This window comes from Streptomyces sp. NPDC001902 (genome assembly GCF_042891295.1).
Classification (GTDB): Bacteria; Actinomycetota; Actinomycetes; order Streptomycetales; family Streptomycetaceae; genus Actinacidiphila.
Genome location: NZ_JBIATA010000006.1, coordinates 1 through 13,821, shown reverse-complemented (window position 1 = coordinate 13,821; position 13,821 = coordinate 1). Strand labels below are relative to the sequence as shown.

Below are 13,821 nucleotides of genomic sequence, written 5' to 3'. Positions count from 1 at the left end.
CACCGGCCCGTGGAAGGCTCCGCGCACGCAGGGTGCGGGCGTGCGCGGAGCCGGCAGGCCCGTCCGACCCGCCCGCACGGCGATGGTTGCCGCCCCTCCCGGGGGACACGGCCTGCCCCGTGGGTCTGCGCACCGTGACCGGCGCCGTGGATGCCGTAGTGCCCCTTGGGGCGTATGGTCCGGTTATGGGACCAGAGCGGTGCTGGGGCCGCGGGGCTCTGCGGCACGGACGGACGGCTCGGCGGGCCCGGTACCGCCGGTGGCCTGCCCGCGTGTCCCGGCACGACGGCGACGGGGGCGAACGCGGTGACCCGGCATGACGTGAAACCGTTGACAGGCGGCATGCGGCGCTTCGCCGGCCTGTTCGAGGGTCTCGTCCGGGACACCGACACCGCGGTGGGCATGCTCTACGTGCTCGCGCCGGGGGAGCGGATGCTGGAGCTGGTGGCATTGTCCGGCACGTCCCGGCGGATCGCCGCCCCGTGGGCACGGATCGCCCTGGACGACGCGGCGCCGGTGGCGCAGGCCGTGCGGGAGCGGTCGCTGGTGTGGGTGGGGAACTCCAAGGAACTGGCGGAACGCTTTCCCCGGGTCGCGCTGGTGGCGCCCTACGAGATCATGCTGGCGGCGGCGCCGATCATGGACGGCGACGTGATGTGGGGCGGCGTGTGCCTGCTGTGGCCGATCTGGCACGCGCCGGTCCTGAGCCCCGGGGAACGGGACACGATCGGCATCTTCTGCGGCAGGTCGGGGCGGCTGCTGAGGCACTACTCGGACCGGGGCCACCCCGTCCTGGCCGGCGCGGACGCGCTGATCCTGCGGGCGGCGCGGCGTCGGGAGCCCGGACGGGCCGAGGCGCTGGCGGCGTACGACTTCGCCGAACGGCTGCCGACCGGGTGCTGTTCGCTGGACCTGGAGGGCCGGGTCAGGTTCCTCAACGCGGCGGCGGCCGACCTGCTGGGCGTCGGTGCCGCGGACCTGAAGGGCTCACGCCCCTGGGAACGGCTGTTCTGGCTGGACGGCCCGGCGTTCGAGGACGCGTACCGTGCCGCCGTCATCACCAAGCAGACCACCTGGTTCACCGCCCTGCGTCCACCCGACCAGTGGCTGTCCTTCCGGCTCCACCCGGGGCCCACCGGGATCAGCGTCAGCATCGCCGGCTCACCGCGGGAGCGGATGGACGCGGCGGAGGAGCCCGTGGTCCCTGCCGGCGTCCGCGGCCCGGTCGGCGCGTCGGCGATGTACCAGTTGATGTACCTGGCCGCGAGGCTCACCGAGGCGGTGGGCGTGCAGGACGTGGTCGACCAGGTCGCCGACCAGCTCATCCCAGCGTTCGAGGCCCAGGGCCTGGTCGTGCTCCTCGCCGAGGGCGGGCGCCTGCGCCTGGCCGGCCACCGCGGCTACACCGACGAGTTCATGGCCCGCATCGACGGAACGCCCCTGAGCTCCGGCATCGTCACCGCCCAGGCGCTCACCCGCGCCACCCCGCTGTTCTTCTCCAGCTTCGCCGAACTGCACCGCGCCCACCCGGAGGCCCTGCGCTTCCGGCACAGGGACGCCTGGGCCTTCCTGCCGTTGATCACCTCGGGCCGCCCCGTCGGGCTGCTCGTCCTGTCCTACGACCGGCCCCGGCCCTTCCCGCAGTCCGAGCGCACCGTCCTCGTCGCGCTGGCCGGGCTCATCGCCCAGGCCATGGACCGCGCCCACCTCTACGACACCAAGCACCAACTCGCCCGCACCCTGCAGGCCGGCCTGCTGCCCAAGGAACTGCCCCGGGTACCCGGTCTGGACGTCGCCGCCCGCTACCTGCCGGCCGGCCACGGGAGCGACATCGGCGGTGACTTCTACGACCTCATCCACTGCGGACCCCACTGCGCGGCCGTCACCATCGGCGACGTCCAGGGCCACAACCTGCAGGCCGCCGCCCTGATGGGGCAGGTCCGCATCGCCGTGCACGCCTACGCCACCGCCCACTCCTCACCCGGCGACCTGCTGGCCCGGACCAACCGCCTGCTGTCCGACCTGGACCCGGGTCTGTTCACCAGCTGCCTGTTCGCCCACATCGACCTGCGGCGGCACGTCGCCCGGCTGGCCACCGCCGGTCACCCCCCGCCCCTGATCCGCCATCCCGACGGCCGCGCGGGGATCCTCGGACTCACGCCGGGCCTCCTGCTGGGCATCGCACCGGACGGCGACTACCCCACCACGGAGATCCCCCTGCCTCCGGGCACGATGCTGGCGATGTACACCGACGGACTCGTCGAATCCCCCGGCGCAGACGCCGAATTGGCCGCGGCCGACCTGGTGCAGTACCTGGTGGCGGCGGCCGACCAGGGCGTGGACGCCGTCGCGGACAGTCTCCTCGAACACGCCCTGCGGACCGCCCCCGGTACGGACGACACGGCATTGCTGATCGCCGCCCCCTCACCGGCGAACGGAGGACAAGGCCCATGACCCCTTGGCGGAGCGAGAGGACACGCGGCGCGGGGAGGGCGGGGCGATGACGGCCACCGGCTCCCGCGACTACGACGCGATCGTCGTCGGCGGCGGCCACAACGGCCTGGTGGCGGCCCTGTACCTGGCGCGGGCGGGGTGGTCGGTGGCCGTGCTGGAGCGCAACGCCGCCGTGGGCGGTGCGATCGCCGGTGGCGAGGTGACGCTGCCCGGGTTCGTGCACGACCTGTACTCCACCAATCAGAACCTCTTCCTCGGCTCCCGGGCGTACGCCGACTTCGGCACCGAACTGGCGCGCCACGGGCTGCGGTTCCGCACCACGGACCGCCCCTACGCCAACGTCTTCCCCGAGGGCCGCAGCGTCCGGGTGTACGGCGACTACGCGCGCACGATGGAGCAGCTCGCGGCCCACGACGCCGGGGACGCCGACGGTTTCGCCGGCCTGTACCGCGAGTACCAGCGGTTCGCGCCGTACCTGTTCGCGCTCTACGGATCCGAGCTGCCGTCGCGGTCGGCGGCACGCCAGGTGCTGAGCCTGCTGCGCCACCACGGCGTGCGGGGCGCGGGCGACCTCGCGCACACGCTGCTCATGAGCACCCGCGAGCTGGGCGAGGTCTGGTTCGCCACGCCGGAGGCGCAGGCGATGGCGGCCTGCTGGGGCATGCACCTGGACTTCGCCCCCGACGTGTCCGGAGGAGCGATGTTCCCCCTCCTGGAACTCTTCGCGGACATGGAGAACGGCATGTCGGTCGTCGAGGGCGGCGCGCAGCGGCTGCCGCAGGCGCTCGCGGCGGTCCTCGTCGACCACGGCGGCGAGGTCCGCACCGGTGTCGAGGTCGAGCGCGTGCTGTGCCGTGACGGACGGGCCGTCGGGGTGCGTACGGCGGAGGGCGGCACGATCACCGCACGGCGCGCGGTGATCGCCAACACCGCTCCGGCCGCGCTGTACCGGCACCTGCTGGTACCGGAGGAGGTGCCGGAGCGGGTGCGCCGTACGGCGGACCGCTTCCTGTACGGCCCGGGCACGCTGATGCTGCACCTCGCGCTCGACGGCCCGCTGCCGTGGGCGGCGGGGGAGGAGCTGGCCGGTTTCGGGTACGTCCATGTGGCGCCGTACGTCGACGACCTGGCGCGCACCTACACCGAGTCCCAGGCGGGGCTGCTGCCCGCGGACCCTCTGCTGATCGTCGGGCAGACCTCGGCCGTGGACCCGACACGCGCCCCCGCGGGCCGCCACGTCGTGTGGATCCAGGTCCGGACGATGCCCACCCGCATCCGTGGTGACGCGGCGGGCACGATCCGGCAGACCCACTGGCCGGACGTCGCCGAGGCGATGACGGACCGGGTGCTGGCCAAGCTGGAGCGCTACGCGCCCGGCAGCCGGGCGCGTAGCGCCCACGTCACCGCGTACACCCCGCAGGACCTGGAAGCGGCCGATCCCAACCTGGTGGGCGGGGACAGCACCGGGGGCAGCCACCACCTGGCGCAGAACTTCCTGTTCCGGCCGATGCCCGGGCACGGCGGATACCGCACGGCGGTCCCCGGCCTGTACCTGACCGGTGCCGCGACCTGGCCGGGCGCGGGGAACAACGCCACGTCGGGCCTGCTCGCCGCCCGCCGGGTGCTGAAGGACGCCCGGCGGCGGGTGGGACACCGCCGTGCCCGTACTGACTCAGCGGTGCCCGCGCCGTAGCGGCCGGCAGCCGCACTCCTCGGCCTGCGGTGTGCTCAGGGCGCTGTGGAGGCCGTGCAGAGCGGCGTCCAGGCGGGCCGGCGCCGGAAGGCGGGGCAGGTCGAGGGGCTGGGGCGGGGTGACGGTGGCGGCCGAGGCGGCGAGGGCGTCGAAGGCACGCTGGACGCGGGCGGCGTCGTCGGGCCGCCGGTGAGGCGGCACGCGGGCGGGGTCAGACGAGGGCCGGGTAGTCGGTGTAGCCCCCCGTATCGCCGCCGTAGTAGCTCGCCGGCTCGGGGGTGTTGTACGGACCCGGGGCCCTGATGCGGGTGATGACTCCGGTGAGGAGATCCGGCTGACGGCGTGACGGGCCGTGGCGTGCACCGTGCGCCGCGCCCCGTCGCCGCTACCGCTCCAGCGCCTGGCCCCCGACGCCGCCCGTGACGGCGGCACGCAGCGGGACGCCGCGGAAGGCCTGGATGAGGACGATCACGGCGCCGGCCGTGATGCACTGATCGGCGAGGTTGAAGATCCCGGAATCGCCGATCTGGATGAAGTCCAGCACGGCTCCCCGGCCGAACCCGGGGGTGCGGAAGACGCGGTCGGCGAGGTTCCCGCCGGCACCCGCGAAGATCAGCCCGAGGCCGACCGCCCAGCCCGTGGAGCGTACGGAGCCGGCGACCCGCGCGATGGCCACGAGCGCGACGACCGCCACGAGGGTGAAGACCAGGGTCGCGCGGGGAGCGAAGGAGCCGGCTGCCCCGGAGTTCCGGAAGGCGGTGAAGGTCACCGTGCCACCCAGGGCGTGCCGTGGTTCGTGGCCCTCGACGACCACCGCGGCGATCGCCTTCGTGACCTGGTCCACGGCGAATCCGGCCGCCGCAACCGTCCACAGCAGATACGCCCGCCGCACCGCCCACCTCCTGATCGCTGGTGACTGCACCGAGCGTACGCGCAGCTCCGGCGGCGCGGAGGGCGCCCGGAGCGAGGTTCGGTATCACTCGATACGGTCTCGAACGAGCAGATGGCTGGTAATGTGCGTACATGACTGCCGACGCCCCTCGTGGAACCAGCGCCCCGCGTGCGACCGACCGACCCGGGGACACCTCCCCGTTCGCCCTGGGGCTGCTGCTGCGCCGCGCGCACTGGCGCGCGGGCGCGGTGATGGGGGAGGCGCTCCGGCCGCTCGGCATCGAGGTGCGGCACTTCGCCGTGCTGATGGTGCTGGTCGACCGCGGACCCACGGTGCAGCGGGACCTGGCCGCGGCGACCGGGTCGGACAAGGCGGGGATCATGCGGGTCGTGGACGACCTGGAGCGCAAGGGGCTCGCCGTGCGCAAAGGCGTTCCGGGGGACAGGAGGGTGCGGGCGGTGGAGATCACGCCCGCCGGCGTCGAGCTGTTCGACGCGGCCCACGTGGCGGCGGTGCCCCTGGCCGAGCAGCTGGTCGCCGAACTGGCTCCCGGTGAGCCCGAGCGGTTGAAGGACCTGCTGACCCGGTTCGCCTATCCCGAGGGTGGCGAGGCGTAAGCCTGCCGTAGCGAAGACCGTCCAGCCGCGTGGTGCGCCCGCCACGCGGCTCTCGTCGTTCCCCCGCGGATGGTGCCGGCGCCGGCCGGCGAGACATGGTCAGCATTAGTCGCACATGAGACGGTATTGAGTGATACCGTCGTAGGTGTAACGAAAATGGTCCGGGTGGCCCCCAGGGATGCCCGGTGGGCGCGGGAGCGCCCGCCGTCCTGACCGCATCCGCGGGGCCGCCGGGTACAGGCCCGCTCAACCCCTCCGATGCGGTGCCTTGGCGAAAAGAGGTGGATCATGAGGACTGCTCGTGGCGGGAAACCGCAGTCCACGTCGGCGGCCCTGGCTGCCCTTCCCCGTCCCGTGGCCGCGGCGGTGGGCGCCGGCGGTGTGTTCGGAGCGGCACACGTCGGTGCGGCATACGCGCTGGAAGAGCGCGGATTCGTCCCCGACATGATCGTCGGAACCTCGGTGGGCGCGCTGCTGGGGGCGATCGCGGCCGCCCACCCCGACGGCTCGGCGGCATGGCTGGACAGTGTGTGGACCCAGCTGCGCCGCCGTGAGGTGTACCCGCTCGGGTACCCGCCCTCACGGGCCAGCGTCTTCGCCGATCGCGGTCTGCGCCGGCTGATCTCGCGGTCGGGGCTGCCGTCCCGGATCGAGGAACTTCCCATCCCGTTCACCGCGGTCGCCATGGACCTGGACACCGGCGCCCCCGCGCTGCTCGACCACGGCGACCTGGAGTCCGCCCTGCTGGCCAGCGCGGCCGTGCCCGGCATCCTGCCCCCGGTCGATCGCGAGCACAGGACGCTCGTCGACGGCGGAGTGGTCGCCTACCTCCCCGTACTGGCGGCCCTGCAGGCCGGAGCGGCCAGCGTCGTGGCGCTGTCGACCGGGCCCGAGAGCTCGCCGCCGGTCCCGGCCGCCCGGCGGCGCGCGGCCGGTGCGGTCGCCGCCAGGGCCGGGCTGCTGCTGATGCGCCATCAGATCGAGCGCGACCTGCACGAGGTGTCCCGGCACATCCCGACCGTCGTATTGCCGACCGGCGTCGAGACCTGGCCCGCGCCTTGGGACTTCGGCCACTCCGAGCGGCTGATCAGCACCGCGCACCGCACCGCGGGGGACTTTCTCGACGGGCTCAGCCTCAGTGGACCGGGCCTGTACCGGACCGACGTCCCTGCGCCGGAGACGGCCGGACCGGCCGGGGCGATTCCTCGCGTATCAGGGGGCCTTCCGTGAGCACCATCGCGTTCCTCAACGTCGCCATGCACGGCCGGGTCAACCCGACACTGCCCGTGGTCGCCGAGCTCGTCCGGCGCGGCCACCGCGTCACCTACCACACCTCGGCCGCGTTCCGTGAGGAGATCGAGGCCGCCGGCGCCGAGGTGTACCTCTACCCCGGCGGCGACCAGCCGCTCCCCGATCCGCCGACACCGGTCACGTTGCTGGAAGGGCTCGCCCGTAGTGCCGTCGGCCTGCTGCCCGCGGTGCTCGCCGAACTGCGCCGCATCCGGCCGCACCTGATCGTCCACGACAACGCCTGCCTGTGGGGCGCGGTCGCCGCCCGCGAACTCGGCGTGCCCGCCGCCTCGTCGTTCACCACCTTCGCGTTCAACCGGGACGTGCCGAGCCCCACCCGCGGCTCCTGGGACCTGCTGACCGCCGCGGCGGCCCACCCACGCGGCGTCCGGGGCTACCTGCGGTCACGCCAGGACCTGCGCCACCACTACGACACCCACGGACTGCCCCCGATCGACCTGGGCAACCTCCGCCAGCCGCTCAACCTCGTCTTCACCTCACGGGCGTTCCAGCCCCAGGCCGAACGCTTCGACGGGACCTACCGGTTCGTCGGTCCCAGCATCGGCGCCCGCCCGGCCGACCCCACCTTCCCCACCGACCGGCTGCGGGACCCCGTGGTGTACGCGTCGCTGGGCACGGTGTTCAACGCCGACCCGCACCTGCTGCGCACCCTCGCCACCGCGCTGGCGGCACTGGGGGGCACCGCCGTCGTCTCCGCCGGACGCACCGACCCCGTCGCGCTGGGCCCGTTGCCGTCCAACGTGCTCGTCCGTCCCTTCGTCCCGCAACCCGAGGTGCTGGCCCGCTCCGCGCTGTTCGTCACCCACGGCGGAATGAACAGCGTCAACGAGGCCCTGTACGCCGGGGTTCCGATGCTCGTGGTGCCACAGGGAGCCGACCAGCCGATGGTGGCCCGTCGCGTCGAGGAACTTGGCGCCGGACTGTCGATCCCCACCCGGGAGGTCACCGAGAACGCGGTACGTGCCCGGGCGGGACGCCTCGTCCAGGACCCCCGCTTCAGGGCTGCCGCGGCCGCCCTGCGGACCGCCCAGCGGGCGGCCGGCGGACACCTGGGTGCGGCCGACGCACTCGAGCGGTACCTGCGGGCCGCGGGTTCCGCCGACCGGTCACCGGTCCACGCCCATGTGCGGGGGCGAGGCTGAACCATGTCGCTCGCCGCCATGATCCTGCTGGCCTTCGCCGGGGTGTCCAAAGCCGCCGGGCGCATCCTGCCCCTGGCGGTGGGCCGGCCGGGCATGCCGCGCACCCTCGTGGCGGGATCACTGATCGGCGGTGGCCTCATCGAAGCCGCCGTGCTCGCGGTGTGGCCGCTGAGCGCGGCGACGCTGGCCGAACTGGCACTGTCCGCTCCACCGCCGGGCGCCGGACCGGTGTGGACGCCGGGCCTGGCGGCCCCGCTGCTGCTCGCCGGCGTCCTCGCGTTCCCCTGGCTCGGGCCCATGCTCCACCTGCTGCTCTTCTTCGGGGTCGGGGCCGGGCTGGCCGACCGGCTCGCCACGGCCACCGGCCTGGGCTGGTGGGCCGCCGCCGGTTGCGTGGCCCTCGCGGGGGCCGGGCTGGGAGTGACGGTCGAGGCCGTCCGACGCCTGGTCGTGCGGATCAGCACGACCGAACTGCTGGAGGCGCAGACGTGAACGGGTACCTGATGTGGGCGTTCGCGGTCGGCACGGCGCTGATCGCCGAAGCGCTGCTGGCCCGTTACGAGGTGCTGGCCTACGGTGCGCACTGGCGTGCCCCCGTCACCGCACTCCCGGACGGCGTTCCCTACGCACGGGGCGCGGCTCCCGACGGCCACCCCGACGCGTACCTCGTCTACCTGGACGGCATCGGCAAACGCCGCGTCCGCGACACCCGTGACGGCGGCCGGCTCGTCGCGGCCCTCATCGCCAGGGCGCCGGAACTGCGGGTACTGGGCCAGGTCCAGCCCTACTCGCCCCTCGCGGAGCCCCTTGCCGAGCGGCCGGTCTGGGCGTGGCTGCGCCGCCGCGTCGCACTGCTGCTGTTCCTGCACAACGTCGTGCAGATCTTCGTCGCCGCCGACCACCGCTACCGCCCCCTGTACAACCGGGCCGTCGGCCGCCAGATCGCCACCCAGCTCCGGCTCGCCGGCTACCCGCCCGGCAGCGGCACCCCCGTGGTGCTCCTCAGCTACAGCGGCGGGGCCCAGGTCGCCACCGGCGCGGTCGACGAACTGCACGCCCAACTGCACGCGCCACTTGTGCTGATCACGCTGGGCGGGTTCCACAACGGCGCCAACGACCTCACCCACGCCGAGCACCTGCACCGGCTGACGAGCGCGAGCGACCGCATCGAAAGGCTCGGCACCTGGATCTTCCCCCAGCGTTGGCCGCTGGTCCGCGGCAGTGGCTGGAACCGGGCCCGCCGTGCCGGAAAGATCAGCGTGCACCGGCTCGACCCGGCCACGCACGTCGGACCGCTCGGCTACATCAGCCCCACCGCACGGTCGTCCGAAGGCCGCAGTCACCTCGACCGCACCGCCGACACCGTGATCGCGGCCGTGCGCGCCCACCATGTGACGGAGCCATGAGCGACGGCGCCGGCCGCCGTGCCCGGAGGAGCAACACCAGGACCAGGATCCTCACGGCCGCGCTCGAACTCTTCGCCGCCAAGGGGTACTCGGGCACCACGCTGCGCGCGATCGCCGGGCGCGCCGAGGTGGACCCCGCGATGATCCGCTACTTCTTCGACGGCAAGGACGCACTCTTCCGGCACGCGGTTTCCTCCCGCATCGACCTGTCCACCCTCTTCGACGGGCCCATGGCCGAGGAGGCGCAAGCCGCTCCCATGAGCCGGAGGAGCGGATGGCCCGGACGTTCCTCCCCGTCTGGGAGGACGAGTCGACCCGCCCGGCACTGGTCGCGGTGTACCGGACCGGCATGTCGGACGGGCCGATCGCCAGGACGCTCCGCGACCGTGTCCAAGCGGCCCTCGCCTCGTGCCTGGGCCGGATCGCCCCGGAGGAGACCGAGCGGTCACCGATGTTCACGTCCTCGGTGTCCGCCCAACTGACCGGCCTGGTCATGCTGCGCTACGTCTTCCCGGCGGAACCGCTGGCCTCACTGGACGTCGAGGAGCTGACGAAGCTGTTCGCCCTCGCCGTCGACGTTCCCCGGGTCCCGCAGCAGGGGGTGTCGGCGCGTCACGAGCGCGGAACGAGTTATTCCCGCCAGTAGCAGGTGCTCGCGACGTGCACCCGGGCTATCACAAACCGCGTTCACCGACATCCCGAAATTCTCCCGACGCCTCGCGCCGGCCTTCGGGCAAAGGCGGCCGAATTTCCCGTTGCCCAAAGGGAAATGTCCGCTCCCGCGGGACGCCGACCCCCGAGGCGCGCTTTTCCCGGCACCTTGACGGGCGACCTGACTTCTTATGGGATTGGCGCCTCTGTCCTGGAACGACGTGAAGGGATGCTCGTGAGAACCAGATCCTTATCGATCGCTGCAGTCGGTGCCCTCATCCTGTCCGGTGCGGCCGTCGCACCCATGGCCCAGGCCCGCGACGCGGGCACGGCCGCCGCCGGAGCGGACACCGTCAAGGTGTACCGCGCGGAAGTGACGAAGAGCCAGATCCCGTTGCTGCTCCAGGCCGGCCAGGACGCGCAGGAGCTGAGCGAGCGGCCGCCGGCGCAGGGCACGGCCTCGGTAGAGGTGTACCTCACCGGCGATCAGGCGGAGGAACTGCGGCGCGAGGGCGTGCGGCTCACCGAGCGCACGCTCGGCGCCAAGGCCGAGGCGCGGGTGCAGAACGCGGCCGACAAGGTGTTCCGCCCCTACAGCGGCAAGGGCGGCATCAAGGAGGAGATCCTCGCCACCAACCGCGCGAACCCCGGGCTGACGAAGGTCGTCTCGATCGGCAAGACCACGCGCGGGCAGGACATCCTCGCCCTCAAACTCACCAAGGACGCCGCGAAGTCCAAGGACGGCTCGAAGCCCTCCGTGCTGTACATGTCCAACCAGCACGCACGCGAGTGGATCACGCCGGAGATGACCCGCCGGCTGATGCACCACTACCTGGACAACTATCGCACCGACAAGCGGATCAAGAAGCTCGTCGACTCCACCGAGCTGTGGTTCCTGATATCCGCGAACCCCGACGGCTACGACTACACCTTCCAGAGCGACGACACCCGCCTGTGGCGCAAGAACCTGCGGGACAACAACGGCGACGGCGTCATATCCGCGGGCGACGGCGTCGACCTGAACCGTAACTTCGCCTACAAGTGGGGCTACGACAACGAGGGTTCGTCACCGAACCCGGCCAGCGAGACCTACCGCGGTGCCGGCCCGAACTCCGAGCCGGAGACGCGGGCGCTGGACGCGTTCCAGAAGCGCATCGACTTCACGTACGGCATCAACTACCACTCCGCCGCCGAGCTGCTGCTCTACGGGGTCGGCTGGCAGGTGGCCACGGACACCCCCGACGACGTCCTGTACAAGGCGCTGGCCGGCACGCCGGACAACTCCGCCATCCCCGGCTACCACCCGCAGGTGTCGTCCGAGCTGTACACCACCAACGGCGAGGCCGACGGTCACGCGTCCAACGTGAACGGCCTGGCGATGTTCACGCCCGAGATGTCGACGTGCCAGACCGCGTCCGACATCGACCCGGACGACCAGTGGGTGGCCTCCGACTGCCAGTCGGGGTTCAACTTCCCCGACGACGAGAAGCTGATCGAGCAGGAGTTCGAGAAGAACGTCCCGTTCGCGCTCTCCGTGGCCGAGACGGCCTCCCACCCCGACGTCCCCTCCTCCTCCGTGGGCCTGGACGCCGCCGACTTCACCCCGGGGTCCTTCACCACCTCCTACGCGCGCGGCAACGACCAGGAGGTCTCGGTCGTCGCCCGAAAGTCGCTGCGCGACAGGGAGCTCAACTACCGCGTCAACGGCGGCCGCACGAAGGACGAGGCGCTGCGCTCCTGGCGGGGCGGCGAGACCTACGGCGGTGAGGACGACCTCTACTTCGACGAGTACCGCGCGAAGGTCCGCGCCGGAGACGTCGGCGACAAGGTCGAGGTGTGGTTCACCGCCCGGACCAAGAGCGGCAAGAAGGTCTCCAGTGACCACTTCACCTACACCGTGGCCGCCCGTCCCTCGGCCGACACCCTCGTCGTCGCCGAGGAAGGCGCACCCGCCACGCAGACCGCGGCGTACGTCGACGCCCTGAAGGCGAACGGCCACCGTGCGGCCGTGTGGGACGTCGCCACCCAGGGCGCGCCCGACGCGCTCGGGGTCCTCGCGCACTTCCGCACCGTCGTGCACTACACGGGCGCGGCCCTGCCGGGCAATCCCACCCAGCTCGAACTGCGCGCCTACCTCAACGAGGGCGGCAAGCTGATCGAGGCGGGCGAGCGGGCGGGCGGCAACGTGGCCCTGGCCGACGGCACCCCCTCGAACGACTTCAGCCAGTACTACCTGGGCGCGTACTCGCGCACGTCGACCACCGGGGCCACCGGCTTCGGCGGCACGGGCGCACTGGCCGGCTTCACCGGTCCGCTCGGCGCCGCCACCGGCAACCCGCTGGACACGGCGGGCACCTACCGGGTGACCTCCGACTGGCTGGCGCCCGCCACCTTCCCGAAGTTCGCGAGCAAGGGAGCCGGCCGCTACACCGGGTCCGTCGGCTCGGACGCGCCCTACGCGGGCTCGTACATGGCGGCCGCCGTCCACACCGACGACGCCTACAACCGGCTCACCCGGACGATCGACCTCACCGGCGTGAGCGCGGCCGACTCGCCCACCCTCCGCTCCCGCCTGCTGTGGAGCACCGAGCCCGGCTACGACAACGCGATCCTGGAGGTCCACACCGTCGGCGCCGACGACTGGACCACCCTCCCCGAGGCCGGCGGCGCCACCAGCACCACGGTGCCCGCCGAGTGCGAGGCCGGGTTCTACATCGGCGAGCACCCGTGGCTGACGCACTACCTGACCCCGGGCGCGGACGGCTGCAAGGCGACCGGCACCTCGGGCGCCTGGAACAGCTTCACGGGCGCGTCCCAGGGCTGGCAGCCGGTGAACTTCGACCTGAGCGCCTACGCGGGCAAGAAGGTCGAGGTCTCGCTCAGCTACGTCACCGACCCGGGCTCCGGCGGCCAGGGCGTCCAGGCCGACGAGACCTCGCTGGTCATCGGCGGCGCGGTCACCGAGACCGAGGGCTTCGAGACCTCCCTCGGCCCCTGGACCGTCACCGGCCCGCCCGCGGGCAGCCCGCCGGCCCAGCGCGACTGGGTGCGCACCGGCCCGCTGACGCAGGGTGCCGTCACCACGGACGACACCGTGCTGCTCGGCTTCGGGCTCGAGCACGTCACCTCGGCGTCCGACCGCGCGACACTGGTCCGTCAGGCACTCAAGGCACTCCGCCGATGACGCCCGGGCGTCCTCCAAGGCCGAGCGTGGCGGACGCCGGTCGGTGAACCAGGCGGCCCGTACCCCCTGTGGGTACGGGCCGCCTTTTGCTTCGTCGGCACGCGGTGCGGGCGATATCCATGATCGAGCCATTGCGCGGCAATTCGGAAGCAAAAAGCGAACGCTTAGTAAGTGGCTGCTGCACGTGTGTCGTCCGGGATTGACGGCCCGCGATCCGAACGCGCCACCGCCTGCCGCCGTTCGGGCTGGTCACCCCGGGTTCGGGAACCGCCGGTGGGCCTGGCAGGATGAGGAGCCGGCTGGCGCGAATCCGGAAATTCCTTCTGTATGAGCGTGAGCAGGGATAGGTTCACCAAAAAGTAGTGAGGGAAGTCTTGTGAGGAATCGAGTCCAGCGACTGGCGCTGCCGCTCTCCGCGACCTTGACGGCGGTCGTGGTCGCCGGCTGCGGTTCGGGAGGGTCGGACGGCGA

The 13,821-nt window shown here is 72.6% G+C and carries 11 protein-coding genes and 1 pseudogene; 10 read left to right on the top strand and 2 right to left on the bottom strand.

Translation table 11 applies throughout. The features are described from left to right. Positions 1 to 321 precede the first annotated feature (321 nt). Together ACFYYN_RS12730 and ACFYYN_RS12725 are read left to right on the top strand one after the other, a co-directional pair. The gene (locus tag ACFYYN_RS12730; protein WP_500545741.1) at positions 322 to 2,454 is read left to right on the top strand and encodes a SpoIIE family protein phosphatase; all 2,133 of its coding nucleotides are present in this window, start codon (positions 322 to 324) and stop codon (positions 2,452 to 2,454) included. 46 nt (positions 2,455 to 2,500) lie between these two features. Further along, the gene (locus ACFYYN_RS12725) at positions 2,501 to 4,147 is read left to right on the top strand and encodes a phytoene desaturase family protein (RefSeq protein WP_500545740.1); all 1,647 of its coding nucleotides are present in this window, start codon (positions 2,501 to 2,503) and stop codon (positions 4,145 to 4,147) included. Here ACFYYN_RS12725 and ACFYYN_RS12720 read toward each other — a convergent pair. Beyond that, on the bottom strand, positions 4,127 to 4,348 hold the full coding sequence (locus ACFYYN_RS12720; protein WP_500545739.1) for a hypothetical protein: 222 nt from the start codon (positions 4,346 to 4,348) through the stop codon (positions 4,127 to 4,129). The genes ACFYYN_RS12725 and ACFYYN_RS12720 overlap by 21 nt on opposite strands. A 184-nt stretch (positions 4,349 to 4,532) precedes the next feature. Further along, on the bottom strand, positions 4,533 to 5,039 hold the full coding sequence (locus ACFYYN_RS12715; protein WP_500323699.1) for a signal peptidase II: 507 nt from the start codon (positions 5,037 to 5,039) through the stop codon (positions 4,533 to 4,535). A gap of 131 nt (positions 5,040 to 5,170) precedes the next feature. Here ACFYYN_RS12715 and ACFYYN_RS12710 point away from each other — a divergent pair, with 131 nt between their 5' ends. The 8 genes and pseudogenes from ACFYYN_RS12710 to ACFYYN_RS12675 all read left to right on the top strand — a co-directional run bounded on the left by ACFYYN_RS12710 (position 5,171) and on the right by ACFYYN_RS12675 (position 13,350). Further along, positions 5,171 to 5,656: a MarR family winged helix-turn-helix transcriptional regulator gene (locus ACFYYN_RS12710; RefSeq protein WP_500545738.1), complete on the top strand. Its 486-nt coding sequence runs from the start codon at positions 5,171 to 5,173 to the stop codon at positions 5,654 to 5,656. Between the two features lie 288 nt (positions 5,657 to 5,944). Next, a complete protein-coding gene (locus ACFYYN_RS12705; protein WP_500545737.1) occupies positions 5,945 to 6,886 on the top strand; it encodes a patatin-like phospholipase family protein in 942 nt (313 codons plus the stop codon). Beyond that, a complete protein-coding gene (locus tag ACFYYN_RS12700; protein WP_500545736.1) occupies positions 6,883 to 8,109 on the top strand; it encodes a macrolide family glycosyltransferase in 1,227 nt (408 codons plus the stop codon). The genes ACFYYN_RS12705 and ACFYYN_RS12700 overlap by 4 nt, the downstream gene beginning before the upstream one ends. A 3-nt stretch (positions 8,110 to 8,112) precedes the next feature. Continuing rightward, on the top strand, positions 8,113 to 8,601 hold the full coding sequence (locus tag ACFYYN_RS12695) for a hypothetical protein (RefSeq protein WP_500545735.1): 489 nt from the start codon (positions 8,113 to 8,115) through the stop codon (positions 8,599 to 8,601). Beyond that, complete coding sequence (locus ACFYYN_RS12690; protein WP_500439178.1) at positions 8,598 to 9,515, top strand: hypothetical protein; 918 nt, start codon at positions 8,598 to 8,600, stop codon at positions 9,513 to 9,515. Before ACFYYN_RS12695 ends, ACFYYN_RS12690 begins: the two co-directional genes overlap by 4 nt. Then, positions 9,512 to 9,688 (top strand): annotated as a pseudogene (locus ACFYYN_RS12685) (TetR/AcrR family transcriptional regulator); the annotation flags it as partial. The gene ACFYYN_RS12690 and the pseudogene ACFYYN_RS12685, both read left to right, overlap by 4 nt. Positions 9,689 to 9,789: 101 nt before the next feature. Beyond that, positions 9,790 to 10,161, top strand: coding sequence for a TetR/AcrR family transcriptional regulator (locus ACFYYN_RS12680; RefSeq protein ID WP_500545734.1), 372 nt, complete (start codon positions 9,790 to 9,792; stop codon positions 10,159 to 10,161). Between the two features lie 240 nt (positions 10,162 to 10,401). Next, entirely contained in the window at positions 10,402 to 13,350 is a 2,949-nt protein-coding gene (locus tag ACFYYN_RS12675) for a M14 family metallopeptidase (protein WP_500545733.1), read from the top strand. Positions 13,351 to 13,821 lie beyond the last annotated feature (471 nt).

Excerpts from the sequence above, each read along its gene's own strand:
- ACFYYN_RS12725 (WP_500545740.1), top strand. The coding sequence starts at position 2,501 with ATGACGGCCACCGGCTCCCGCGACTACGACGCGATCGTCGTCGGCGGC.
- ACFYYN_RS12710 (WP_500545738.1), top strand. The coding sequence starts at position 5,171 with ATGACTGCCGACGCCCCTCGTGGAACCAGCGCCCCGCGTGCGACCGAC.
- ACFYYN_RS12705 (WP_500545737.1), top strand. The coding sequence starts at position 5,945 with ATGAGGACTGCTCGTGGCGGGAAACCGCAGTCCACGTCGGCGGCCCTG.
- ACFYYN_RS12695 (WP_500545735.1), top strand. The coding sequence starts at position 8,113 with ATGTCGCTCGCCGCCATGATCCTGCTGGCCTTCGCCGGGGTGTCCAAA.
- ACFYYN_RS12680 (WP_500545734.1), top strand. The coding sequence starts at position 9,790 with ATGGCCCGGACGTTCCTCCCCGTCTGGGAGGACGAGTCGACCCGCCCG.